General features: G+C 73.2%; 23 protein-coding genes. 12 read left to right on the top strand and 11 right to left on the bottom strand.

Annotation, left to right across the window (positions count from 1 at the left end; genetic code table 11):
- Positions 1-24: 24 nt before the first annotated feature.
- Together ACT2CW_RS12155 and ACT2CW_RS12150 are read right to left on the bottom strand one after the other, a co-directional pair.
- The gene (locus tag ACT2CW_RS12155) at positions 25-555 is read right to left on the bottom strand and encodes a DUF1003 domain-containing protein (protein WP_445516525.1); all 531 of its coding nucleotides are present in this window, start codon (positions 553-555) and stop codon (positions 25-27) included.
- Positions 545-1,828, bottom strand: coding sequence for a magnesium transporter MgtE N-terminal domain-containing protein (locus ACT2CW_RS12150; RefSeq protein ID WP_445516524.1), 1,284 nt, complete (start codon positions 1,826-1,828; stop codon positions 545-547). The genes ACT2CW_RS12155 and ACT2CW_RS12150 overlap by 11 nt, the downstream gene beginning before the upstream one ends.
- Positions 1,829-2,027: 199 nt before the next feature.
- Between ACT2CW_RS12150 and ACT2CW_RS12145 the strand changes: the two genes are divergently transcribed.
- Positions 2,028-2,780: a hypothetical protein gene (locus ACT2CW_RS12145; protein ID WP_445516523.1), complete on the top strand. Its 753-nt coding sequence runs from the start codon at positions 2,028-2,030 to the stop codon at positions 2,778-2,780.
- 129 nt (positions 2,781-2,909) lie between these two features.
- Here the strand turns inward: ACT2CW_RS12145 and ACT2CW_RS12140 are convergent, their stop codons facing one another.
- Entirely contained in the window at positions 2,910-3,455 is a 546-nt protein-coding gene (locus ACT2CW_RS12140) for a hypothetical protein (protein ID WP_445516522.1), read from the bottom strand.
- 237 nt (positions 3,456-3,692) lie between these two features.
- Between ACT2CW_RS12140 and ACT2CW_RS12135 the strand changes: the two genes are divergently transcribed.
- Positions 3,693-4,652 (top strand): DMT family transporter, encoded by a 960-nt coding sequence (locus ACT2CW_RS12135; RefSeq protein ID WP_445516521.1) that lies wholly within the window; start codon positions 3,693-3,695, stop codon positions 4,650-4,652.
- 47 nt (positions 4,653-4,699) lie between these two features.
- Here ACT2CW_RS12135 and corA read toward each other — a convergent pair whose 3' ends face one another.
- Complete coding sequence (gene corA / locus ACT2CW_RS12130) at positions 4,700-5,800, bottom strand: magnesium/cobalt transporter CorA (protein ID WP_445516520.1); 1,101 nt, start codon at positions 5,798-5,800, stop codon at positions 4,700-4,702.
- A gap of 449 nt (positions 5,801-6,249) precedes the next feature.
- On the opposite strand from corA, the gene ACT2CW_RS12125 reads away from it, so the two are divergent.
- From ACT2CW_RS12125 to ACT2CW_RS12110, 4 genes are all read left to right on the top strand, one after another.
- A complete protein-coding gene (locus ACT2CW_RS12125) occupies positions 6,250-6,855 on the top strand; it encodes a suppressor of fused domain protein (RefSeq protein ID WP_445516519.1) in 606 nt (201 codons plus the stop codon).
- A gap of 146 nt (positions 6,856-7,001) precedes the next feature.
- Complete coding sequence (locus ACT2CW_RS12120; RefSeq protein WP_121824791.1) at positions 7,002-7,643, top strand: DUF6758 family protein; 642 nt, start codon at positions 7,002-7,004, stop codon at positions 7,641-7,643.
- A gap of 172 nt (positions 7,644-7,815) precedes the next feature.
- Positions 7,816-8,670 (top strand): PHP domain-containing protein, encoded by an 855-nt coding sequence (locus ACT2CW_RS12115; protein ID WP_164429942.1) that lies wholly within the window; start codon positions 7,816-7,818, stop codon positions 8,668-8,670.
- Between the two features lie 79 nt (positions 8,671-8,749).
- The gene (locus tag ACT2CW_RS12110; RefSeq protein ID WP_138913943.1) at positions 8,750-9,355 is read left to right on the top strand and encodes a MarC family protein; all 606 of its coding nucleotides are present in this window, start codon (positions 8,750-8,752) and stop codon (positions 9,353-9,355) included.
- A 73-nt stretch (positions 9,356-9,428) separates the two neighbouring features.
- Here the strand turns inward: ACT2CW_RS12110 and ACT2CW_RS12105 are convergent, their stop codons facing one another.
- On the bottom strand, positions 9,429-9,581 hold the full coding sequence (locus ACT2CW_RS12105) for a hypothetical protein (protein ID WP_166483594.1): 153 nt from the start codon (positions 9,579-9,581) through the stop codon (positions 9,429-9,431).
- Positions 9,582-9,795: 214 nt separating this feature from the next.
- Here ACT2CW_RS12105 and ACT2CW_RS12100 point away from each other — a divergent pair, with 214 nt between their 5' ends.
- Complete coding sequence (locus ACT2CW_RS12100; protein WP_037952254.1) at positions 9,796-10,725, top strand: NYN domain-containing protein; 930 nt, start codon at positions 9,796-9,798, stop codon at positions 10,723-10,725.
- A gap of 123 nt (positions 10,726-10,848) precedes the next feature.
- Here the strand turns inward: ACT2CW_RS12100 and ACT2CW_RS12095 are convergent, their stop codons facing one another.
- Together ACT2CW_RS12095 and ACT2CW_RS12090 are read right to left on the bottom strand one after the other, a co-directional pair.
- Positions 10,849-11,715: an alpha/beta fold hydrolase gene (locus ACT2CW_RS12095; RefSeq protein WP_445516518.1), complete on the bottom strand. Its 867-nt coding sequence runs from the start codon at positions 11,713-11,715 to the stop codon at positions 10,849-10,851.
- A gap of 124 nt (positions 11,716-11,839) precedes the next feature.
- The gene (locus ACT2CW_RS12090; protein ID WP_445516517.1) at positions 11,840-14,434 is read right to left on the bottom strand and encodes a DEAD/DEAH box helicase; all 2,595 of its coding nucleotides are present in this window, start codon (positions 14,432-14,434) and stop codon (positions 11,840-11,842) included.
- Positions 14,435-14,746: 312 nt separating this feature from the next.
- Here ACT2CW_RS12090 and ACT2CW_RS12085 point away from each other — a divergent pair, with 312 nt between their 5' ends.
- Positions 14,747-15,556: a ferritin-like fold-containing protein gene (locus ACT2CW_RS12085; protein ID WP_182467109.1), complete on the top strand. Its 810-nt coding sequence runs from the start codon at positions 14,747-14,749 to the stop codon at positions 15,554-15,556.
- Positions 15,557-15,820: 264 nt separating this feature from the next.
- Here ACT2CW_RS12085 and ACT2CW_RS12080 read toward each other — a convergent pair whose 3' ends face one another.
- The 4 genes from ACT2CW_RS12080 to ACT2CW_RS12065 all read right to left on the bottom strand — a co-directional run bounded on the left by ACT2CW_RS12080 (position 15,821) and on the right by ACT2CW_RS12065 (position 17,773).
- Positions 15,821-16,093, bottom strand: coding sequence for a hypothetical protein (locus ACT2CW_RS12080; RefSeq protein WP_445516516.1), 273 nt, complete (start codon positions 16,091-16,093; stop codon positions 15,821-15,823).
- A 204-nt stretch (positions 16,094-16,297) separates the two neighbouring features.
- On the bottom strand, positions 16,298-16,525 hold the full coding sequence (locus ACT2CW_RS12075) for a DUF3107 domain-containing protein (protein ID WP_037952266.1): 228 nt from the start codon (positions 16,523-16,525) through the stop codon (positions 16,298-16,300).
- A gap of 238 nt (positions 16,526-16,763) precedes the next feature.
- Complete coding sequence (locus ACT2CW_RS12070) at positions 16,764-17,405, bottom strand: TetR/AcrR family transcriptional regulator (protein ID WP_037952404.1); 642 nt, start codon at positions 17,403-17,405, stop codon at positions 16,764-16,766.
- 137 nt (positions 17,406-17,542) lie between these two features.
- Complete coding sequence (locus ACT2CW_RS12065; RefSeq protein ID WP_164437246.1) at positions 17,543-17,773, bottom strand: erythromycin esterase family protein; 231 nt, start codon at positions 17,771-17,773, stop codon at positions 17,543-17,545.
- A 248-nt stretch (positions 17,774-18,021) separates the two neighbouring features.
- On the opposite strand from ACT2CW_RS12065, the gene ACT2CW_RS12060 reads away from it, so the two are divergent.
- From ACT2CW_RS12060 to ACT2CW_RS12045, 4 genes are all read left to right on the top strand, one after another.
- Positions 18,022-19,056 carry an alpha/beta fold hydrolase gene (locus ACT2CW_RS12060; RefSeq protein WP_164437248.1) on the top strand — a complete coding sequence of 345 codons (1,035 nt, stop codon included), beginning with the start codon at positions 18,022-18,024 and terminating at the stop codon, positions 19,054-19,056.
- Positions 19,040-20,755 carry a DUF3152 domain-containing protein gene (locus ACT2CW_RS12055; RefSeq protein WP_445516515.1) on the top strand — a complete coding sequence of 572 codons (1,716 nt, stop codon included), beginning with the start codon at positions 19,040-19,042 and terminating at the stop codon, positions 20,753-20,755. Before ACT2CW_RS12060 ends, ACT2CW_RS12055 begins: the two co-directional genes overlap by 17 nt.
- Positions 20,756-20,958: 203 nt before the next feature.
- The gene (locus tag ACT2CW_RS12050; protein WP_445516514.1) at positions 20,959-22,806 is read left to right on the top strand and encodes a DUF3492 domain-containing protein; all 1,848 of its coding nucleotides are present in this window, start codon (positions 20,959-20,961) and stop codon (positions 22,804-22,806) included.
- Positions 22,803-24,317, top strand: a complete 1,515-nt coding sequence (locus ACT2CW_RS12045) for a hypothetical protein (protein ID WP_445516513.1) — start codon at positions 22,803-22,805, stop codon at positions 24,315-24,317. Before ACT2CW_RS12050 ends, ACT2CW_RS12045 begins: the two co-directional genes overlap by 4 nt.
- Positions 24,318-24,342 lie beyond the last annotated feature (25 nt).

The raw sequence follows: 24,342 nt of genomic DNA, 5'->3' as shown, positions 1-24,342 counted from the left end.
CCGTGGGCGGGGCGCGGGCGGCCGTCAGCGGTCGCGTTCCTCACTCGGCCGGGGTTCGCCGTGGCCGCCCGGCCGCGGGGCGCTCCGGCCGCCGTCCGGCCCCTGGCGCAGGTCCGCCAGCTGGTCGCGGAGCCAGTCGCGGGTGGCGACCTCGCCCAGGCCCGTCCGCAGCGCCGCGATCTCCCGGGTGAGGAACTCGGTGTCGGCGATGGACCGTTCGTTCTGCTTGCGGTCCTGTTCGAGATTGACCCGGTCGCGGTCGGCCTGCCGGTACTGGGACAGCAGGATCAGCGGGGCGGAGTACGACGCCTGGAGCGAGAGCATCAGCGTCAGGAAGATGAACGGGAACGGGTCGAACCGCAGCCGCGGCGGCGCCATGATGTTCCAGAGCAGCCATAAGGTCACGAAGGCCGTCATCCAGGCGATGAACCGCCCGGTGCCCAGGAACCGCGCGATCCGCTCCGACGCCTTGCCGAACGCCTCGGGGTCCCAGCGCGGCAGCGGGCTGCGGCGCCGCGCCTTGGGCCGGTCCAGACGGCCGCCGTCACCGTCCATCGGCGGCCTCCGGCAGGGCCACCCCGGCGTGCAGCTCGCGCTCCCGCCAGTCGGACGGCAGCATATGGTCCAGGACGTCGTCGACCGTCACCGCGCCGAGCAGCGAGCCGGTCTCGTCCACGACGGGCGCCGCGAGCAGGTTGTACGTCGCCAGATGGCCCGCGACGACGGGCAGCGGGCTGTCCGGCGGCAGCGTCGGCAGATCGGAGTCGACGGCCGCGCCGACGAGGGTGAACGGCGGGTCGCGCAGCAGCCGTTGGAAGTGGATGATGCCCAGATAGCGCCCGGTGGGCGTCTGGTCGGGCGGGCGGCAGACATAGACCTGGGCGGCGAGCGCGGGGGTCAGGTCCTGGTCGCGCACCCGGGCCAGCGCGTCCGCGACGGTGGCGTCCGGGCGCAGCACAATCGGCTCGGTGGTCATCAGACCGCCCGCCGACCCCTCCTCGTACGACATCAGCCGCCGCATGTCCGCCGCGTCCCGGGGGCGCATCAGGTCCAGCAGCCGCTCCTTGTCGGGTTCGGGGAGCTCGGAGAGCAGATCGGCCGCGTCATCGGGGTCCATGGCCTCCAGGACGTCGGCCGCGCGCTCCTCCTTGAGCTTGCCGAGGATCTCCACCTGGTCGTCGTCGGGCAGCTCCTCCAGGACGTCCGCGAGCCGCTCGTCGTCCAGGGCCGCCGCCACCTCGCCCCGGCGCTTGGCGGACAGATGGTGCAGCACATTGGCCAGGTCGGCGGGGCGCAGCTGCTCGAAGGTGGCCAGCAGGTTCTCCGCGCCCTGCCCCTGCTCCTCCAGCGAGAAGCCGGTGACCGCCGACCAGTCCACGGTCAGCGCCTCGCCGCGGCGGCGCAGCGCGCGGGTCCTGCCGCGGCGGACGAAGACCTTGTCGACCTCCCAGTCCCGGCGCGAGGGCAGCTGGCTCATCGCCACGTCCAGGACCGTCACCGGCTCATCGGTCTCGACCAGCCGCACCGTGCGGTCGAGCAGTTCGCCGAGGACCAGGGTCTCGGTGGGGCGCTGTTCGAAGCGGCGCATGTTGAGCACGCCGGTGATGATGACCTGGCCGGACTCCACACCGGTCACCCGGGTCATGGGCAGGAAGATCCGGCGTCGGCCGACCACCTCGACCACCAGGCCGAGCACCCGCGGCGGGCGGCCGGCCAGCCGCAGCATCGCCACGACATCACGCACCCGCCCCACCTGGTCGCCGTTCGGGTCGAATACGGCGATGCCCGCGAGATGCGAGACGAAGACCCGGGGGGTGCCTGCCGGCATGCCCTGCCTCCCCTCGTATCCGGGGTTCCTTGTCAGGTTTCGTGGTCGTTCAAGACAATGATCCGCTCTTCACCGGGTTCAGGCTAACGTGCCCGCACCTGCCCTGCCGCCGGGCGAGGGCACCCCGGCACCCTGCGGACACCGGGGGACGGCACCGGTACGCTGCCCTACTGCACCGGCATCAGGAGGCAGAGCGGACGTGCGCACCCGGAACAGGGCTGTCGTTGCGGCGATGTGCGCGGGGTTGGCCGCCACGCTCGCCGCGTGTGGCGGCGGCGGGGAGAAGGACCCCGACGCGGGGACGAACGGCGTGGGAAAGCTCCCCGCCCCGAAGATCGAGAGCAAGGCCCGTCTTGCGGCCAGTAGCGCGAAATCGGTGCGGCTCTCCGGCAACCTCGTCACCAGAGGAGCCACCTACAAGCTGGACATGCGGCTCAACGCCGACGGCGGCACGGGCCAGGTCTCCACCAAGGGCTCCAGCTTCGAGCTGCTGCGCGTCGGCAAGGAGCTCTACCTCAAGGCCGACGCGGGCTTCTGGTCGCACGACGACTCGCACGACGGCGAGAGTGGCGGGGGCGTGGGCAACGCGGCCGGCAAGCTGGACAACAAGTATGTGAAGGTCCCCTCCGGCGACCCCTCCTACCAGCGGCTCAGTGGTTTCACCGATATGAAGCTGCTGCTCGACGGATTGCTCGGACTGCACGGCAAGATCGCCACAGGCGACCACGGACGGGTGGACGGCGTGCGGACCATCACCATCAGCGCCGGCAAGGCCGGTGAGGGCGGCTCGCTCGACGTCTCCCTGGAGGGACGGCCGTATCCGCTGCGGCTCCAGCGGGCGGGCGGCGCGGGCGTGATCCGGCTCGCGGACTGGAACCAGGGCTTCAAGCTCACCGCCCCGGAGAAGGGCCATGTGCTCGACTACGGTCAGCAGATCCCGGAGACGCCGTAGGCACGGGTGAGCCTTGCCCCTGCCCGGCACCTGACGGTATGCGCCGCCGCGTGGTCCGCCGGACACCCCGTGGGACGCGTCCTTACGGTCGTCATGTCGCTAGGACGCGTCCTTACGGTCGTCGGCTCGCTAGGAGGCGTCCTTACGGGCGTCACGGGCCCGCTTCTTGCGGCGGGCCAGCAGCTTGGGGAGCGCGGCCGGGATCGGGCGGCGGGTGATCGCCGGGGACGGCAGCGGGGCCGCCGCCAGGGAGCCGGTGGGGTGCTCGGCGAGCGCCCCGGGCGCGGGCTCCAGCCGCAGCACCCGGCACTCACGGGCCCAGCGCTCCGCGATGTGGTCGGCGTCGGCCGCGTTCAGCCGCTTGCCCTTGAGCTCGTCGACCGCCGCGGTCCACGCCTCGCCGCCCGGGGCCAGCTCGGCCACCCGCGCGCGCCAGCTCACCAGGCGCCCGCCCTTGTCCTTGCTGCGCACGGTCACGGTGGCGCTGCCGCCGTCGGTCAGCCCGAGGTCCTCGAGGGGCTGTTCGTCGGGCCCGTCCCCGACGAGCAGCACCGCGCCCTCGTGCCAGATGTGCCACAGGGCGCGCGGGGCACCCTCGGTGCCCTGGACCCAGATGAGGGCGGACTTCTTGGCCGCCTCCTCGACAAGGGCACGGCCCATCGGCGTCTGCGTCATGCCGACAGCCTAAGCGCTCCGCGGGAAGTGCCACGAGATGCCGTCGTGCGTCTGCGGCCGCATCGTGGCTGGTCGCGCCCGCGCGGCGGAGCCGCATATCGACACAGCCCCGCGCCCCTTCGGGGCGCTGTCCGAACCGTAGTGGACTTCCTCCGACCTGCTTAGGCCAGCCCCACACCCGTCCCAGCCCGTGAAATGTCAGTTCCGTCGCGAGGCAACGCGCCTTACCCTGGCGCCGTGCCCACCGCCCGTGCCGCCCGCGCATCAGCCCCCGCCGCCACGCCCACCGCACCCGGCGACGGTGGCCGCTTCCACAGCCGTCCCGTGGACATCGCGCTCCTTACGGTCGCCATCGCCGGGGTCTCGCTCTCCGCGCCGCTGGCCGCCGCGACGGTGGCGCCCGCGCTCGCCATCGCCTTCTGGCGCAACGCCATGGCGGTGGGCGCGCTCACCCCGCTCGCCCTGTGGCGCCACCGGGGCGAGCTGCGCGGGATGGGCCGCCGGACGGCACTGCTGTCGGTCGGGGCCGGGGCGCTGCTCGCGGTGCACTTCGGGGCCTGGCTGCCGAGCCTGCACATGACCTCCGTGGCCTCCTCGACCGCCCTGGTGACCACCACCCCCATCTGGACGGCGCTGCTGCTGCGGCTGCGCGGCCACCGCCCGCCCACGCTCGCCTGGCTGGGCATGGGCCTGGCGATCCTCGGTGTGGTGATCCTCACCGGGGTCGATCTGTCCGCCTCCCCGCGCGCCCTGCTGGGCGACGCGCTCGCGCTGCTGGGCGGGATCGCGGCGGCCGGGTATGTACTGCTCGGGGCGGAGGTGCGCCGTTCGGTGAGCACCACCGCGTACGCCTACGTCTGCTACACCACCACCAGCGTGCTCCTGCTGTTGACCTGTCTGGTGGCGGGTGCGGAGCTCGGCGGCTACAGCGGCACCACCTGGCTGCGGCTGGCCGCGCTGACGGTCACCGCGCAGCTGCTGGGGCACACCCTCATCAACCGGGTGGTCAAGGGCCTCGGCCCGTCCGTCACTTCGACCGCGATCCTGCTGGAGACGCCGGGGGCGGCCCTGATCGCGGCCCTGTGGCTGGGCCAGATGCCGCCCGTGGCCGCCTACCCGGCGCTCGCGGTCATCCTCGGCGGGCTCGCGCTGGTCATCATGGCGGACGGGAAGGGCACGTCGAACGAACCCGGTTGAGTGAGGGCGAGGGCTCGTCCGCCGTCCGGCCCTACAGCCAGCCGGCCCTACAGCCAGCCGTTGCGCTTGAAGCCGCGGTGGATCGCGAAGCAGATGCCCACCGTGACCACGAGCACGGTCGGATAGCCGAACTTCCAGCGCAGCTCCGGCATGTAGTCGAAGTTCATGCCGTAGATCCCCGCGATCATCGTCGGCACGGCGAAGATCGCCGCCCAGGACGTGATCTTCCGCATGTCCTCGTTCTGCGCCACCGTGGCCTGCGCCAGATTGGCCTGGAGGATGGAGTTCAGCAGGTCGTCGAAGGCCAGCACCTGCTCGCTGACCCGCGCCAGATGGTCCGCGACATCCCGGAAGTACTTCTGGATGTCCGGGTCCACCAGCCGCATCGGACGCTCGCTCAGCAGCTGCATCGGCCGCAGCAGCGGCGAGACGGCCCGCTTGAACTCCAGGACCTCGCGCTTGAGCTGGTAGATCCGGCCCGCGTCGCCGCCCCGCCGGGAGGTCGCGGCCGAGAAGACGTCGATCTCGACCTCGTCGATGTCGTCCTGGACCGCGTCGGCGACCGCCAGATAGCCGTCGACCACCTGGTCGGCGATGGCGTGCAGCACCGCCGAGGGGCCCTTGGCGAGCAGCTCCGGGTCCTGCTGGAGCCGGTGGCGCAGGGCGCGCAGCGAGCCCTGGCCGCCGTGCCGGACGGTCACGATGAAGTTCCGGCCGGTGAAGCACATCACCTCGCCGGTCTCCACGACCTCGCTGGTCGAGGTGAGTTCGGCGTGCTCCACGTAGTGGATGGTCTTGAAGACGGTGAAGAGGGTGTCGTCGTACCGCTCCAGCTTGGGCCGCTGGTGCGCCTGCACCGCGTCCTCGACCGCCAGCGGGTGCAGCCCGAACTCCTGGGCGATCCCCGCGAACTCGCGCTCGGTCGGCTCGTGCAGCCCGATCCAGGCGAACCCGCCCTCCTCGCGGACCCGCTCCATGGCCCTCGCCGGGCTCACGTGTTCGCTGACCCGCTTGCCGTCGCGGTAGACCCCGCAGTCGACCACGGCGCTGGTGACCGACGGGTCACGCGTCGCGTCGTAGTCGCTGGCGGTGCGGGAACGGCGCAGGGCGGGCCGAACGGCGGCGCGCAGGTCACGGATCATCGACATGACGGGCTCCTTCACAGGCCGGCCGTCAGCGGCGGGCGCGCGGCGCAGCGCGGCACCCGGAAGGTGGACGTACGACACCCCGTGCCCGTACGTCCGCAAAGCGGGCGGCGCTCCGTGCGATGGCGCTGACGGAAGGTTCTTCGGAACTGAACAAAGCGGTACGAAGGCGCTCTACCGTCAGATGCCCTGGATGCGAGTGGGCTTCGCGTGTTTCACCGCACGGCGGCGGGGTACGGAAGGCTCAGATCATGAAGCCGCATACCAAGGGGAAACGACGGGAGAACTGTCGGTACTGCACGGTCGACTAGGATCCACCGCAGCCCCACCTCCTCCGGCCGGTCCCCCGTGAGGGACGATCTGTAACTCCCTGGGCAGGGATTAAGGCTATCAGTCGGCAGAAGCGTTACGTCGCCGCTTTGCCTGTTCGATACGCGATCTATGCTCACCGCATGTCAGACGTTCTTCAGCTGGTCGAGGCCCGGTTGATCACCGCGCTGGGCGAGCCGGACGCCCGCGCCGCCGTCACTTTCGTCGGTACGGACCGCATTGAGGTGCTGCGATTCCGCGATGAGGGCGATGTGATCCGCTACGCCACCCTCGGCATGTCGGACCATCCTATGACCAGCCCGACCGCCGCCGTCGCCGACCCGCTGCGCGGGCCGCGCGCCGAGTTGGTGCTGACCGTGCGGAGGGGCGGTTCCGGCCCCGACCTATCCGTACTCGACGAGGTGCTCCGCCCGCTCGCCGTGCTGGCCGCCTCGCCCCAGGTCGAGGGGGTCGTGGTGACCCCCGGCGCGTCGCTGGACCTCGGCGGGCCGCTGTGGCCCGGGGCGCCCTTCAGCTCCGTCCTGGTCGCCGAACCGGGCGGCCTGGTCGAGGACTTGGAGCTGCTGGAGCCCATGGAGCCGGTGCGTTTCCTGCCGATGCTGCCGATGACCGCGAACGAGGCGGCGTGGAAGCGGGTGCACGGCGCCGGCGCCCTCCAGGACCGCTGGCTGCGGTACGGCACGGATCTGCGTGACCCGGTGCGGCCCGGGGTGCCGTTGTCGGGCTGAGATCCGTACGGAAGCCCTGCGAGGCACCGGGCGCGAGGGCCGTACGGGAACCGTGACGGTGCCGTACGGGAACGGGTGCCGGAAGTGACCTCCGGACGGGTGATCGTCCTTGACGCGGCGACGACCGGGGAGGACCGTGGGGCCCTATGAGGGGCGAACCCAGTTGCCCGAAGTGCGGTGGCCGGGTGCGAGCGCCCGGTCTCTTCGCCGACTCCTGGCAGTGCGGCGTGCACGGCACGGTGCACCCCCTCCAGCCGGTCGTCCCGCCGAGCGTCGAAGCACTCGTGGTCGTCACCAACCGCGCCCGGGTGCCCGTATGGATGCCGTGGCCGCTGCCCGTGGGCTGGCTGTTCACCGGTGTGGCCTGCGCCGGGGACGATCGAAGCGGCGGCCGCGCCACCGCCGTGGCCTGCTCGGGACCCGGACCGCTGGGCGGCCCGGGGGAGCTGCTGCTGATCGCCGAGGAGCTGGGCGTCGGCCTCGGCGCGCGGTTCGCGGGCCTCCCGGGGCCCGATCCGGGGCCGGGGATGCGGGTGGACAAGCCGCCGCACGTCAAGGTGCTGGCCGCCGGGCGGCCCACCCCGCTGTGGCATGTCGAGGGCACCCCGGACGACCGCGCGGTCTTCGCGGGCGAGGCGTGCGGGCTGTGGCTGTGGGCGGTCGTCTGGCCCGAGCAGACCGGGCTGCTGATGTACGACGAGATGGTGCTCACCGATCTGCGGGACGCGGGGGCCGAGGTCGACCTGGTGCCCTGCGGGGCGCTCTCCCCGAGGCTGCTCTCGCCCTGAGTCCCGTCCCGTCTCCCGCCCTGAGGCCTGTCCCTTCCCCCGCCCTGAGTCCCGTCCCCTCCGGGCCGGTACGTCATGCACAGGTCAGGGCCCGTCGACACGGGCGGGTGCGGGCGTGGTTATGCTGGGGCGTCCCCTCGGTCCATCCCGAACGCAGCTTGGAGCCCGTGCCGTGCGCATCGATCTGCACACCCACTCCACTGCGTCGGACGGTACGGACACCCCCGCCGAGCTGGTACGGAACGCCGCCGCTCAGGGTCTGGACGTCGTCGCGCTCACCGACCACGACACCGTCGGCGGCTATGCGGAGGCGACGAAGGCGCTGCCCTCCGGGCTGACGCTGATCACCGGCGCCGAGCTGTCCTGCCGTCTGAACGGGATCAGCCTGCACATGCTGGCGTACCTCTTCGACCCGGCCGAGCCCGAGCTGGCGCGCGAGCGCGAGCTGGTGCGCGACGACCGGGTGCCCCGGGCCCGGGCGATGGTCGCGAAGCTGCGCGAGCTGGATGTGCCGATCACCTGGGAGCGGGTGGCGGAGATCGCCGGGGACGGGGCCGTCGGACGGCCGCACATCGCCACCGCGCTGGTCGAGCTGGGCGTCGTGGAGAGCGTCTCGGACGCCTTCACCCAGGACTGGCTGGCCGACGGCGGCCGGGCGCATGTGGAGAAGCACGAGTTGGACCCCTTCGAGGCGATCCGGCTGATCAAGGGCGCCGGCGGGGTCGCGGTCTTCGCGCATCCGCTGGCCGTCAAGCGCGGCCAGTGCGTCCCGGAGAGCGCGATCGGCGAGCTGGCGGCGGCGGGCCTCGACGGTATCGAGGTCGACCATATGGACCACGCCGAGGACACCCGTGCGCGGCTGCGCGGTCTCGCCGCCGAGCTCGGCGTGCTCACCACCGGCTCCAGCGACTATCACGGCAGCCGTAAGACCTGTCGGCTCGGCGAGTACACGACCGATCCCGAGGTCTACGGGGAGATCGTGCGCAGGGCGACCGGGGCCTTCCCGGTGCCGGGCACGGGCGGCTGAGCCCCCGCTTCGCTCTCTACTTCGTTTCCCTTACCGCATCAGCACCGCACCGCTGCTCGTCCCCGCAAGGCCATTCACCGTGTTCGACGTCGCCGTCTTCGGCTCCCTCTTCCTCACCCTGTTCGTGATCATGGATCCGCCGGGCATCACGCCCATCTTCCTGGCGCTGACCTCGGGCCGCCCCGCCAAGGTCCAGCGCCGGATGGCGGGCCAGGCGGCGGCCGTCGCCTTCGGCGTCATCGCCGTCTTCGGCATCGGGGGTCAGCAGATCCTCGACTATCTGCATGTCTCGGTCCCCGCGCTGATGATCGCGGGCGGGCTGCTGCTCCTGCTGATCGCGCTCGATCTGCTCACCGGTAAGAACGACGAGCCGACCCAGACCAAGGACGTCAATGTCGCGCTCGTCCCGCTCGGCATGCCGCTGCTGGCCGGGCCGGGTGCGATCGTCTCGGTGATCCTCGCCGTCCAGCACGCGCGCGGAATCGGCGATCAGGTGGCGGTGTGGACCGCGATCGCGGCCATGCATGGCGTGCTGTGGGTCACCATGCGCTACTCGCTGCTGATCATTCGCGTGATCAAGGAAGGCGGAGTGGTGCTGGTCACCCGGCTGTCCGGCATGATGCTCTCCGCCATCGCGGTGCAGCAGATCATCAACGGCGTCATCCAGGTGGCCCACACCGCCTGACACGCCCGAGCGCCCCCGTACCGTCTGTACGGGGGCGCTCGACGCTCTGTGCTGCTGGGAGGGCCTTACGGCACTACCGGGCGGCGGTGTCGGCTGGACGGATGTAGATGCGCTGGCCGATTGCGGCGGCCTGCTGCACGATCCGGTTGACGGAGGCGGCGTCTACGACGGTGCTGTCGATGGCGCTGCCATCGATGTCGTCCAGGCGCATGATCTCGAAGCGCAAGGCTTCTCCCTTCGTCTGATCCTCCTGAAGGAGAACTGATGTGTACGGAGTCGCGCAGCGTCGCTGCCGCGCCCTCCTGTACGTGTTCAACCAGAGGGTCCCCCGAAAACATTCCCTACGCTAATAAAATTTTTTCGCAGCCTAAGTATCCGCTGGTAGCCGGGGCGGGGTCCGGTTGTGCCCCTCACAGAGCCGCCCGGAGAATGAACCGCGTATGAGTGAAGCCATGCCTCCGGGCCAACAAGACCTCGCCTCGATCGTCGCGGGCATCGAACGCACGAACGAGCTGCTCCAGCGCGTACTCGCCGAGGTCGCGACCACCCCTTCGACCCACGCGATCTTCGTGGACGCGGGGTATGTCTATGCCGCCGCCGGGCGGCTGGTCGCGGGCACGGAGGACCGCCGGGCGTTCGAGCTGGACGCGGAGGGGCTCATCGAGGCGTTCATCGACAAGGCGCGCACGATCTTCCCGGACAGCAGGCTGCTGCGCGTCTACTGGTTCGACGGCGCTCGGCGCCGGATCCACACCCCGGAGCAGCAGGGCATCGCCGAGCTGCCCGACGTCAAGGTCCGGCTCGGCAACCTCAACGCCAACAACCAGCAGAAGGGCGTCGACTCGCTCATCCGCTCCGACCTGGAGTCCCTGGCCCGCCACCGCGCCATCGGCGACGCCGTGCTGATCGGCGGCGACGAGGACCTGGTCTCCGCGGTCGAGGCGGCCCAGGGCTACGGGGCACGCGTCCACCTCTGGGGCATCGAGGCACTCGACGGGCGCAACCAGGCCGAGCCGCTGCTGTGGGAGGTCGACAGCCAGCGCACCTTCGACCTCGACTTCTGCAAGCCGTATGTCACCCGGCGCGCCACCGGCTACGAGCCGAACGGCGACGCGCCCCTGTGCGGGCCCGCCCCGACCCGGGACGAGGTGCGCTTCGTCGGGGCGCAGATCGCCGCCCAGTGGCTGTCCTCACGCGGCCGTGAGACCCTCGCGGAGCTGCTGCCGGGCCATCCGTATCTGCCCGGCTCCGTGGACCAGGAGCTGCTGATCGACGCGGAGGGGCTGCTGCGGCTCTCGCTGCGCGCCCACGCCGATCTGCGGCGGGCGCTGCGGGACGGCTTCTGGGAGCACCTCCAGGCGCAGTACTGAGCCTGCGGGGGTTCTGGGCGGGCTCAGGGCGCGGCCGACGCCATGGGGCTCGTGCTCGGCGATGTCATGGGCCTCGGGCTCAGCCCACGTCATGGGGCTCGTGCTCAGTCCACGCCTTCGTGCTCAGCCGACGTCGCGCCAGAAGGAGATCAGGGCGTCGGCGGTGGGATGGGCCCGCTCGGCGTTGGGGGAGTGCCCGGCGCCCTCGATCACGGTCCGGCGGGCGGCCAGCCGCCCGGCCATTTCGTCCATCAGCGGCACCGGCCAGGCGTAGTCCGCCTCGCCCGACAGCACATGGACGCGCAGCCGCAGCGCCGCCAGCTCATCGACCCGGTCCGGCTCCTCGGAGAGCTGCCGCCCGGTGGCGATCAGCTGCTCGGGTACGGTCCCGAGCCAGCGCTGGTGCAGGAACTCCGCCACCCCGGGCGGTGTCGACTCATCGGCCGCCTCGGGCGGATCCAGCTCGCGCATCGCCTGCCATACGGACTCCATGTCCATCACGGTCAGCGCGTCGATCAGCAGCTTGATCCGGGCGCGCTGCGGGGCGGAGATGGCCGCCGGGCCCGAACTCATGATCGTGAGAGAGGCGAATGCCCCCGGGTCACGCAGCGCGGCGGTCCGCGCGATCAGCCCGCCGAGCGAATGCCCGAGCACATGGACGGGGTCCTCGGTCGCCGCGCTCAGGGCGGTGACCTGCGAGAGCAGGTCCTGCGCCAGCTCGTCCTGGGCGTACGCGGCCTCCTTACGGGGGCCAGGGCTCTCGTGCTGCCCCCGGCCGTCGACGGCGACGGCCCGGAAACCGGCCGCGGCGAGCGGCTCCAGCAGCGCGATGAAGTCCTCCTTGCTCCCGGTGAACCCCGGGACCAGCAGCACGGTCCCGCGCGCCGCCGAAGCGGGCCGCGCGTCATGGACGGCGAACTCGCCGCGCGCGGTCCTGAGGCGGTACGCACGGGCGCTCGCGGGCAGTGTGAGAAAGGGCGGCCTGCTCATGGGACGAGGCTATACAGCCTGCGGGAAACGGCACATGAACGCCCAGGGGCCCGAACCGCGGTGTCGCGGAACGGGCCCCTGGGCGTGCTGCTGTGGCGTAGCACCGTGATGCCGTTGTACCGGGTCAGCCCTCGACCGTGGCCTCGACGGCCTCGGCCGCCTTGGCGCGCGTACGGCGCCGGGGCTTGGCGGGCGCGGCCTCGGCCTCGTCCGCCTCCGGTGCCGCCGTGGCGGCCTTGGCACGCGTGCGGCGCCGCGGCTTGGCGGCTTCGTCGCCCTCGGCCTCGGCCTCGGTGGTGCCTTCGGCGCTCGCGACAGCGGCTTCCGCGGCCTTCGTCGCCTTGGCGCGGGTGCGCCGCGGCTTGGCGGGAGCCTCGGCGGCCTCCGCCTCCGGCTGCGCGTCGACGACGTCGGCCTTGACGGCGGCGCGAGTGCGACGCCGAGGCTTGGCCTCCTCCGCCGCCCCTTCGGCCGTCTCGACGGCGACAGCCGCTTCGGTGGCCTTACGGGTGCGTCGGCGGGGCTGGGCGGGGACCTCGGCGGTCTCGGCGGCGTTCACCGGCTCCGTCGTGCCTTCGGCCGTCTCCACGGCAGCCTGGGCTACCTCGGTGGCTTTACGGGTGCGACGCCGGGGCTTGGCCTCTTCCACTGTGCCTTCGGCCGTCTCGACGGCGGTCTCGGCCGCTTCGGTGGCCTTACGGGTGCGGCGGCGGGGCTTGGCGGGGGCGTCGGCGGTCTCGGTGGCGTCCACCGCGTCCGTCGTGCCCTCGGCCGCTGCCACGGCGGTCTCGGCCGCGACGGCCTTACGGGTGCGGCGCCGGGGCTTGGCCTCCTCCATCGCACCTTCGGCCGTCTCGACGGCCTCCGCGGCCTTGGCTCGGGTCCGGCGGCGCGGCTCGGCCGGGGCCTCCACGGCCTCGGGGGCCTCCGCCGTCGCCACAGCCGTCACCGCGGCTTCCTCCGCCTCGGCGGCGTGCGCGGCGTGCGCGGCGTCCATGGACGCGCTCACGCCACTCTCGGCCGCCTCGGCGGCCCTCGCACCCCGCGTGCGGCGGCGGCGCGGCTTGGCGGCGGCCTCGGCCGCCTCGGCGGGCTCCGCCTCCGGCTGGGCCGCCTCCGCCGTCTCGACGGCGGCCGTGGCCGCCTCGGAGCCGGCCGACGCCATGCCGCCGCGCGTACGGCGGCGTCGGCGGGGCCGACGGGGCTCGGTGGCGCCCTCGGCGGTGTCGGCGGCGGACTCGGCCGCCGCCGCGCCCTCCGGCGCGCCCGCGCCGTCCAGGTTCAGACCGCCACGGGTGCGGCGCCGGACCCGGCGGTTGCGCGCGGGACGCTCCTCCGCGGCGGGGGCGGGGGCGGCGGCCCGGCGGCCACGGCCTCCGCGGCCGCCGGTCTCGCCCAGGTCCTCGACCTCCTCGGCGGCGAGCCCGGCCCGGGTGCGCTCGGCACGCGGGAGCACACCGGTGGTGCCCTGGGGGATGCTCAGCAGCTCATAGAGGTGTTCGGAGGTGGAGTACGTCTCCTCCGGCTCGTTGAACGGCAGGTCCAGCGCCTTGTTGATCAGCTGCCAGCGCGGGATGTCGTCCCAGTCGACGAGCGTGATCGCGATGCCCGAGGCGCCCGCGCGACCCGTACGGCCGATGCGGTGCAGATAGGTCTTCTCGTCCTCGGGCGACTGGTAGTTGATCACATGCGTGACGCCCTCGACGTCGATGCCGCGCGCGGCGACGTCGGTGCACACCAGCACGTCGACCTTGCCGTTGCGGAAGGCGCGCAGCGCCTGCTCGCGCGCGCCCTGGCCGAGGTCGCCGTGGACCGCGCCGGAGGCGAAGCCACGGCGCGCGAGCTGATCGGCGATATCGGCGGCGGTGCGCTTCGTACGGCAGAAGATCATCGCGAGACCGCGGCCGTCGGCCTGGAGCACCCGCGCCACGACCTCCGGCTTGTCCAGCGAGTGGGCGCGGAAGACATGCTGCGTGATGTTGGCCACGGTCGCGCCCTCGTCGTCCGGCGCGGTGGCACGGATGTGCGTGGGCTGCGACATGTAGCGCCGGGCCAGCGAGATGACCTGGCCCGGCATGGTGGCCGAGAAGAGCATCGTCTGGCGTTTGGCGGGCAGCAGCTGGATGATCTTCTCGACGTCGGGCAGGAAGCCCAGGTCGAGCATCTCGTCGGCCTCGTCCAGGACGAGCGCCTTGACGGCGGAGAGCCGCAGCTTCTTCTGGCCCGCCAGGTCCAGCAGCCGGCCCGGGGTGCCGACGACCACGTCGACGCCCTTCTTCAGGGCCTCGACCTGCGGTTCGTAGGCGCGGCCGCCGTAGATCGACACGACGCGGACGGCACGGACCTTACCGGCGGTCAGCAGGTCGTTGGTCACCTGCTGGCACAGCTCGCGGGTGGGGACGACCACGAGCGCCTGCGGGGCGTCGGTCAGCTGCTCGGGCTTGGCCCGGCCCGCCTCGACGTCGGCGGGGACGATGACGCGCTCCAGCAGGGGGAGGCCGAAGCCCAGCGTCTTGCCGGTGCCGGTCTTGGCCTGTCCGATGACGTCGGTGCCGGAAAGGGCGACCGGAAGCGTCATCTCCTGGATGGGGAACGGGGACGTGATGCCGACGGCTTCCAGGGCCTCGGCAGTCTCGGGGAGGATCCCGAGTTCTCGGAAGGTGGTCAGGATGCTTGCCTCTTCTGTGAGCGCGGCGGGAGGCGGCGAAGGGGGTCGCACGGCGCCCGGGTGCACCGGCCTTGGGGATGGCCGGTTCGGCGCGGGACCACGGCCTTCGCTCGAGCGCACACGCCGCGAGCGGGTCCCTCCTGCCGTGCGCATAGGTGCTGCGCGCCGCGCGGAGGGCGGTCGGGTTTGGAGCCGATCGGGCCACCGACCGGGCATCCGCATTCGTGGAACGACCCGCCGATACTCGACGGGCGCATTTATCACTGTACCCCGTAAGCGCGCATCTGTGACCGGGCTGTCCGATGCGGGGCATCCGTGGGCATGGCTGACCAGGGCCTTCCCCGGGGCGCGGAGCGGGCTATTGTGCGCTCCATGGAGACGCCTGACACACCTGAGACGCCCGCCGCGACCACCGGGGACCGCGCAGGGGACGACGCAGCTCCGGGGAAGGACGGCGGGGAGAAGGCCCCCGAGCCCACCGGGATCGCCGCCCAGGACTGGGACACGGCGGCCGCCGATCCGCAGTACCGGGCCGCCGTGGTGGATCTGCTCGGCGCCCTCGCCTACGGCGAGCTGGCCGCCTTCGAGCGGCTGGCGGAGGACGCGAAGCTGGCGCCCACCCTCGAGGACAAGGCGGAGCTGGCGAAGATGGCGTCCGCCGAGTTCCACCACTTCGAGCGGCTTCGGGGGCGGCTGTCGGCGATCGGCGAGGAGCCCACGGAGGCGATGGAGCCGTTCGCGGCGGCGCTGGACGGGTTCCACCGGCAGACCGCGCCGTCCGACTGGCTGGAGGGCCTGGTCAAGGCGTATGTGGGCGACTCGATCGCCAGTGACTTCTACCGCGAGGTCGCGGCCCGGCTGGACTCCGACACCCGCGATCTGGTGCTCCAGGTGCTGGACGACACCGGCCATGCCTCGTTCGCGATCGAGAAGGTGCGGGCCGCGATCGAGGCCGATCCGCGGGTCGGCGGGCGGCTGGCGCTGTGGGCGCGGCGGCTGATGGGCGAGGCGCTGTCGCAGGCCCAGCGGGTGGTCGCGGACCGCGACGCGCTCTCCACGATGCTGGTCGGCGGGCTGGCCGACGGCTTCGACCTGGCGGAGGTGGGCCGGATGTTCTCCCGGATCACCGAGGCCCACACCAAGCGGATGGCCGCCCTGGGGCTCGCTGCCTAGGGGCTCCCGACGCCTAGGGGTGCCCGACGGATGGTGGCGCCTGCGGCGGGCTGTTCCCCTCCCCGCCCCTTCCCACAACTGGGGCTCCGCCCCAGACCCCGGGCCGGGCCTCCGCCCCTTCCCCACCGGCGTCGACATGCGGCGCCGCCGCGTGGTGGGGTTCGGCCAAGACCCCGGGGTCCCAGGGGTGGAGCCCCTGGTATCGGGAAGGGGCGGGTAGGGGAAAGCGGACGAGGGGCTCCGGCGGTCGGTGGCGTTCCGGCCTTACGCCGGGACCGAACGCCGGCGGCGCGTCCTGGCCGGCCGGATGAGCAGCGACAGCAGCGCCGCTGAGAAGCCGAGCGCGACGATCAGCACGGCCGTCGTGTGCCCCGAGCCCAGCACCGTATGGGTCAGCAGGGCGCCCAGAAGCGCGGCGGCGGGGCCGGTGGACAGCACGAGGGGCCGTGCGGGCAGCCTTCGGGGGAGCCGGTGGAGCGCCCCGTACGCGATGACGAGACCGATCAGTACCGAGGCGAGCGCTTCCCAGAACAGCATTGGCGCGTCCTTCCCGTGAGCGGACCGGGACCGATACGTGATCACGAGTCGGTCACGCCCGTCCTACCCGTGCCCGACCGGAGGCAACCCTGTCCATGGGGGCGGTCTGTGGCGCATGCCGAGCCGGGGGCGTGCGTGCGAGCGCAAACAGCGGCGGGGCCCGGTGGTCTTGCTCCACCGGACCCCGCCGCCGCGGGTGAATCCTCAGGCCGCGCCGAAACCGACCTTGCGGGCGGTCGGCTCGCCGAGCTCGACGTAGGCGAGCCGGTCGGACGGGACCAGGACCTTGCGGCCGTGGGCGTCCTCCAGGGTCAGCACCTGAGACTTGCCACCGAGTGCCTCGGCGACCAAGCGCTCGACCTCCTCGGCAGACTGCCCGCTCTCCAAGGTGATCTCGCGGGGCGCGTGCTGCACGCCGATCTTGACCTCCACGGCCTTGTCCCTCCGACGGTCATCTGGGGTAGCGCGACCATCCGCGCTGTACCCAGCACACACTAGCCGGGCCGCGACACCTGTCGGGGGCCGCGGTCGAACGCCGGCAGCGAACACGCCCGCCGCCGCGAACACGCCCCTTCGCGGCCGGGAACGGTTCCCGGCCGCTCAGTGGCCGCGCTGATCCGCCCCGCAGCGCTCAGCGGGTCGGCTCAGCGGGTCCGCTCGGCGGTCCCGCTCAGTGGCCGCCCTCGGCCCCGTGCAGCGGGAAGCCCGCGATACCCCGCCAGGCCAGCGAGGTGAGCAACTGCACGGCGGTGTCCCGCGGCACGGCGCTCTCGCTGGAGAGCCAATAGCGCGCGACCACCTGGGACACCCCGCCGAGGCCCACGGCCAGCAGCATCGACTCGTCCCGGGACAGCCCGGTGTCCTCGGCGATGACCTCGCAGATCGCCTCGGCGCACTGGAGCGAGACGCGGTCCACGCGCTCGCGCACCGCGGGCTCGTTGGTCAGATCGGATTCGAAGACGAGCCGGAAGGCGCCGCCTTCCTCCTCGACGTAGGCGAAGTACGCCTCCATGGTCGCCGCGACGCGCTGCTTGTTCTCGGTGGTCGAGGCGAGCGCGGTGCGCACCGCCTGGAGCAGGGCGTCGCAGTGCTGGTCGAGCAGAGCCAGATACAGCTCCAGCTTGCCCGGGAAGTGCTGGTAGAGCACGGGCTTGCTGACCCCGGCGCGCTCGGCGATGTCGTCCATCGCGGCCGCGTGGTAGCCCTGCGCGACGAAGACCTCCTGAGCCGCCCCCAGCAGCTGATTACGTCGGGCTCGGCGCGGCAGGCGCGTACCCCGTGGGCGCGCCTCGGTCTGCTCGATGGCTGTCACGCCGCCTCCCATTGAATGATCCCTGTGCACGATGTCCATCGCGCCCGCCATCGTACTTTTGGGTAACAGTGCGGCGCGCTGTTCGTGCGGAGAATTTCATGTACCGGACTCTATGAAAAGCCCATAAATGACGCTGGTCACCGGTAGTCCTCCTCGTTCTCCTCGACGATCCGTGCCTGTTCCGCCCGGTCGGCCTCGTTGGCTTCCACGGACTCGTCGGCCCTGGGCCGTTCGTCGCGGCGGGAGATCACCTCGCGGTGCTGTTCGACGGCGTCCGCCTCGGGAGCCTCGACGTCGCGCGTGGCGGTCTCGTCGGTGTTCTCCACGGAGTCCTCGAAGGTGGCGGGGTCGGATGGGTCGATGGACATGTGCTCCCCTTCCCTGTTCCCTGTGGCGGCTTCGCACCGGTGGTTCGCCAGTGGTGGGCCAGTGATGGGTTCCCACTTACGGCGGCTTTCCACTGACGGCTGCCCATTGGCGGCCATCCGGTGGTGAGCCAGTGGCAAGGTGATCGCCCCTGTGACTTACGAGCCTAGGAGAGGTCACTTTCGGACGCTACGTGGTCTGTGAGCGTGAACACACGGTCGCGCGCGTGATCGTCTCGTAACATTGCCGCATGTCTTCGACCGAGCCGCCGGAAGCCCGCATCGTCGCGGCGGTGCCGCCCGCGAGGTCCGTGCGGGTCGGAGCCGGGGAGAAGCTGCGGACCGCCGCCCTTCCGGGGCTCACGATGACCGTGCGCTCCCGTCCGCCGTCCGCCTCCGGGCTGCCGCCCGCGCTCTTCGTCCACGGCCTCGGCGGCTCCTCGCAGAACTGGTCCGCGCTCATGGAGCTGCTCGCCGACCGGGTGGACGGCGAGGCGCTCGACCTCCCCGGCTTCGGTGACTCCCCGCCGCCGGACGACGGCAACTACTCGATCACCGCCCATGCCCGCGCCGTGATCCGCTACCTCGACGCGCAGGGCCGCGGACCGGTCCATCTGGTCGGCAATTCGATGGGCGGCTCGATCGCCACCCGCGTCGCCGCGGTGCGGCCCGATCTGGTGCGCACCCTCACGCTCGTCTCGCCCGCGCTGCCCGAACTGCGCCCGCAGCGCACCGCGGTGCCCACCGGCCTGCTCGCGGTGCCCGGGGTGACCCGGCTGTTCACCCGCTTGACCAGGGACTGGGACGCGGAGCGACGCACCCGCGAGGTGATGCTGCTCACCTTCGGCGATCCGTCCCGGGTCACCCGGGAGGCTTTCGCCCACGCGGTCGAGGAGTTCGAACGCCGGCTCGGCCTCCCGTACTTCTGGGACGCGCTCACCCGCTCGGCCCGCGGTGTCGTCGACTCGTACACCCTGGGCGGTCAGCACTCCCTGTGGCGTCAGGCCGAGCGGGTGCTCGCCCCGACGCTGCTCGTCTACGGCGGCCGCGACCAGTTGGTGTCCGTGCGGATGGCGGATCGGGCCAACGCCACCTTCCGCGACTCGCGTCTGTTGACGCTGTTGGACGCCGGGCATGTCGCGATGATGGAGTATCCCGAAGCGGTGGCGCGCGGGATGCGCGAGCTGCTCGACGACGTTGATCAACGAGACGACCGGGACAGCCGGGAGGCGCGGGGGGCCGTACCGGTGTCCGGCGCGGACGGGAGCGGTGCGGCGCGTGGGTAAACACAGCGCACGTGGCAGCCAGGAGGGCCGGGAGAGCTGGCCCGCCGCGGCGGGCTCCGGCCAGGGGCAGGGCTCGGGCCCCGAGTTCGTCGAGTACCGCGCGTCCGGTGAGGCCCCCGCGGCCGAAGGCGGCAGACCGGGGACCGGGCGCCGCCGGGCCGCACCGGGGCCCGGCGCCCCGGATCCCGGGGTCACCCCGCCGCAGGGCGTGCCGAGGCTGCCTTACGGTGCCGGTGGGCCCGCGGCGCGCACCAGGGGCGGACATCCCGAGCAGCGCGAGGCAGGCGGCGGCTGGGGCGCGGTCGGTGGCCGCGGCGGCGGTCCGGGCGGGCTCAGGGGCCCCGGTGGACCGGGTGGCGGTCCGGGCGGAGTCAGAGGCCCCGTTGGACCCGGCGGTGGTCCGGGCGGGCTCAGGGGCCCCGGTGGGCCCGGTGGTGGTCCGGGCGGAGTCAGAGGCCCCGTTGGACCCGGCGGTGGTCCGGGCGGGCTCAGGGGCCCCGGTGGGCCCGGCGGCGGTCCGGGCGGGGTCAGAGGCCCCGGTGGACCCGGCGGTCCCAGCGGTCAGCGGCCCCCTTACGGCATGCGCACCATGAGCGCGCCGCAGCGCCCGACCACGGGCGGCACGGGTGGCGCGGCCGGTCTGATGCCCGGTCCGCGCAAGGAGTACATCGAGGCGTTCGACGCCCCCGACGCCCTGGACTGCGACGGCGACGACGTCTTCGCCGCCGGTGCGCCGGGCGGCGTGCCCCCGCAGCGCCGTACGCAGCGGGCGGCCACCCCCTCCGGGGGGATCGGCGGCGGCTCGGGCGGCGACCGCGGAAGCGGGCCGGACGACGACGAGCAGGAGCCCCCGGGCAAGGGGGCGCGCGGTGTCGCCAAGGGCGGTAAGGGGCGCACGTTCACCGGTATCGCCGCCGCGGCCGTGACCACCGTGCTGGCGGTCGTGGTGGCCGGACAGGTCGCGGGCGGACCGCAGGGCGGCGGCGGTAAGACGCAGGCCCAGGGCGGCTCGGAGCAGGGCGACGACGCCGCCTCCCGCGGCTCCCACGACGACGACGGCCGCGGTGCGGCCCGCTCGGCGAACTCGCCCGCCCCCGTCACCTATGACGAGAAGATGGCGGCCCTCTATCCGCTCGACGCCAAGCTGCGCGGATCCGGCTCCTTCCAGACCGTCCGCGGGCACGACAAGGCGCCCGGCCGGGGTCAGGTGATGCGCTACCGCGTCGATGTGGAGAAGGGACTGCCGCTCGACGGTCAGCTGTTCGCCGAGGCCGTGCACAAGACGCTCAACGACGACCGCAGTTGGGGGCACGGCGGCGTTCGCACCTTCGAGCGGGTCTCGTCCGGGCATGCGGACTTCGTGATCACCCTCGCGAGCCCCGGGACCACGGCGGCGTGGTGTGCCAAGTCCGGCCTGGACACCACCGAGGACAACGTCTCCTGCGACTCGGCGTCCACCGAGCGCGTCATGATCAACGCCTATCGGTGGGCGCAGGGCGCCAAGACCTTCGGCGACGACAAGATGCACTCCTACCGCCAGATGCTCATCAACCACGAGGTGGGCCACCGTCTCGGCCACAACCACGAGATCTGCCCCAAGCAGGGCGCGCTCGCGCCGGTGATGATGCAGCAGACCAAGTTCCTGTCGACGGACGGCGCCACCTGCCGCCCCAACGCCTGGCCGTTCCCCAAGGGATGACGGGCCCGTACGGGCCCATATAGCGCCTCGCAACGCCTGAATTCCCGATAGGTCACGTGCGTTCACCCCTTCCGGTGGTGCGACGGACAACCGTCCATCGCGCCATGGCCCTGCGCGCATAACGTGCTCCCGCTGCCTGACGGCGGCCGCCGCCGGTGACGACGGCAGACGAACGGCCCGTTTGGGAGATCGGGGGTGCGCTCATGCGCGTGGGACTGCTTACGGAGGGTGGCTATCCGTATGCGACCGGTGATGCGCGGGTGTGGTGCGACCGGCTGGTGCGCGGCCTCGCCCAGCATGAGTTCGAGGTGTACGCGCTCAGCCGTGACCCCGGCCAGGAGGGTGCGGGCTGGGGCGGGCTGCCCCGGCACGTCGGCCGGGTGTGCACCGCGCCGCTGTGGGGAGAGCCCGAGCCCCGGCGGGGCGGTTGGGGCGGCCGCCGGCAACGGCGGCGGTTCGCCGAGCACTTCGGGGAGCTGGCCGCGGCGATCAGCGCGCCTTACGGTTCCGGCGCGCCCCATGGCTCCGGTGTGCGCGGGTGCTCCACGGACCAGGCGGACCGTTTCGCCAATGGTCTCCACGGCCTCGCGGACCTGGCGGGGGAGTACGGCGGACTGTCCGCCGCGCTCCGCTCCGAGGACGCCGTAAGGACGCTGGAGCGGGCCTGCCGCACGCTCGGGGCGCCGCACGGCGCGCAGCGGGCGCGGGTCGCCGATCTGCTGACCGTCACCGAGGCCCTGGAGCGCGCACTGCGTCCGCTGTCGCTCGACTGGTACGGCGACGGCGCCGGAGGCGACCCGGGGCTGTCCGGGGTGGATCTGTGCCACGCCGCGACCGGCGGCGCGGCCGTGCTCCCCGGGCTGCTGGCCAAGCGCCGCTTCGGCACCCCGCTGCTGCTCACCGAGTACGGCGTACGGCTGCGCGAGTGCTATCTGGCGGGCGCGGCCGGTGCGGCAGGCGCGGCCGGTGCGACCAGCTTGGAGGGCGGACGGCCGCTCTCCGGGCCCGTACGGTCCCTGCTGACCGCGTTCCACGGCCGGCTGGCCGCCGAGGCGTACGCGCGGGCGGATCTGATCACCCCCGGCAATACCCACACCCGCCGCTGGCAGGAACGGTGCGGCGCCGACCGGGAGCGGCTGCGCACCGTCTACCCGGGCATGGACGCCACCCGCTTCGCGGAGGTCGGCGAGCAGGGCGCGGCGCCGTCCGAGGGCGACGACCGGACGCTGGTGTGGGTGGGCCGGATCGAGCCCCCCAAGGACGTCATCGCCCTGCTGCACGCCTTCGCCGAGGTGCGCCGGTGGCAGCCGGACGCACGGCTGAGGATCATCGAGACCCGGCGCGGCGAGGACCCGGAGCCGGACGGCTATCCGGCCCACTGCCGGGCGTTGGCCGACCATCTCTTCCCCGACGAGGCGGTGGACGCCCACTCCGCCGGTGACAGCCCCGTCTCCTTCGAGCGGCTCGGCGACCCCGAGGTGCCGAGCCTGGCCGACGCCTATGGGGCGGGCGGCGTCGTGGTGCTGTCCAGCGTGGTCGAGGGCTTTCCGGTCGGGCTGGTCGAGGCGATGTTCTGCGGCCGGGCCACGGTGTCCACGGATGTGGGCGCGGTGTGCGAGGTCATCGGCGGCACCGGCCTTGTGGTGCCCCCGCGCAACCCCCGGGCGCTCGCCGACGCGTGCCTGGCGCTGCTGAGCGACGCCGAGCGCTGTGCGCGCCTGGGCGCCGCCGCGCGCGCCCGTGCGCTGGAGCTGTTCACCGTCGAGCAGAACGTCGCGGCCTTCCGCGGGATCTATCTGGAGTTGATGTCGCACTGCCCGGTGCCGCGTGAGGAGGTCGGCGAGGGCGGCGGGCCGCTGCCGTTCGCCCGCCCCGCCGAGGCCCATGTGCCGGGACGCTGGACCGCGGGCCGCGACGGTGACGGCTTCGGGCACCGGCCGCCCGGTCCTGCCGCCTCCCGCCCCGCCCCGGAGCACACCCCCACCTGGGCCGGTCCACCGCCACCCGAGCCGCTGGGCGTGGGCCCGCGCCCGTCCGAGGAGGGCGCATGACCACGCCTTCCCGGTGGAACGGCCCGTTCGATCCGGCGTCCGCAGACCGCGGCCCCGCCCCGGATCGTGGCCTTGCCGCTGATAGCGGCCCTGCCTCCGATCGCGCCCTCGCCCCGGATCGTGGCTCCGCCCCGGATCGCAGCCCCATCTCGGATCGTGCCCCCGCCTCTGACAACGGCCCTGCCTCGGATCGCAGCCCCGCCTCCGATCGCGGCCTCGCCGCCCTGTCCGGGGCCGCTCGGGTGCCGGTCTCCCGGGTGCCGGTCTCCCGGGTGCCGGTCTCCCGGTGGCCGGACGAGGCGTCCGCGCGCACCGGCGCCGGTAAGGGGCAAGCGAAGGGGCGGCGCGGACCCGCCGATCCGGTGCGGGCGCTGATGCACCGCCACCACGACCTGTGCGCCCGCGCCGTCGATCCGCTGGAGATCGCCGCCGGGCTGGAGGCCCACGGCGTGACGGATCGCACCGCAGCGCGCTTCCGGCACCGCGATGTCTTCTCGCTCGCCGAGGAGCTGTACGCCCGGGTGCCGCGCGCCGAGGAGCCCGCGCCCCCGGCCGCCCCCGCGCCGGGGCGCGCGCCCGGCGTGCGGATGACGCTCGCGGCGCTGTGGCTGCTGCCGGGCGCCCTGTGCGCGGCGACCGCCTCCGCCGCCCTCCGCGTCGATGCCATCCGTAAGGACACCACCGTCGGCCTCGCCCTGGGCGCGGGCGGCGCCGTCCTGACGCTCATCGCCCTGTGGCTGTGTCTGCGCCGCGGCCCCCTGCGCGTCCGTGGGAGCGGGCGCGGGGGCCGTATTGCGCACGCCCTCGGCGCCGGCTGGCTGCTCGGGTACGCCGCCGCCGGGGACTGGCTGCTCACCGGGCTCCTCGACGGGCGCCGCCCTTACGACGCGGCGCCCGCGGCCGAGGCCGCCGTCCTTCTCGCCCTGGCTGCCGCGCCCGCCGCGTGGTGCGCCCGCTGGTTCGCCGTCAGGGCGCGCCGCAGGCTGGCGGTCAGCCGTGGTCTGGAGGAGTTCGCGGCGGGGGTGCGCCCGCTGTTCGCGGGCGTGGTGACGGCCTTCCTCTGCGCTCTGGCGGCCCTGGTGCTCGCGGCCCGGCTCACGGTGCCCGGATCACCTCCCGCCGCCGCGCCCCTCTCGACGGCCGAGGCCGCCGTCGTGGCGCTCTGCGGGCTGCTGTTCCTCGCCCGGCTGCTCGCCGTCCACGGCTTCCGGCGGGCCGCGCTCGGCGGCATCGCCGTGGCCTGCGCGGTCCAGGCCGTGGCCCTGGCGACGGCGGCGGCCGCCCGGCTGCCGGGCGCCGCGCCGCTCGGGGAGCCCGTGGCACGGCTGACCGCCGCCCAGGGAGTGGCCGCCGTCCCCGCGGCCGCCTGCGGCGCCGCCGCGCTCGCCCTGCTGATCCACGCGTTCGGCGTCCTGTGCCGGGCCTCCGCCCATGGCGGCCCCGGCGCGCGTACCGCCCGGGCCGCTCATGACACCCGTACGACCCGCACCGCCCCGGACCGCGCCCCATAAGGCGTCCACCGCGCCCCCGTGAGGC

The organism is Streptomyces sp. NEAU-174, from assembly GCF_052665095.1.
The sequence above is the reverse complement of the archived record's forward strand: the minus strand, read 5'-3'. Positions and strand labels throughout refer to the sequence as shown.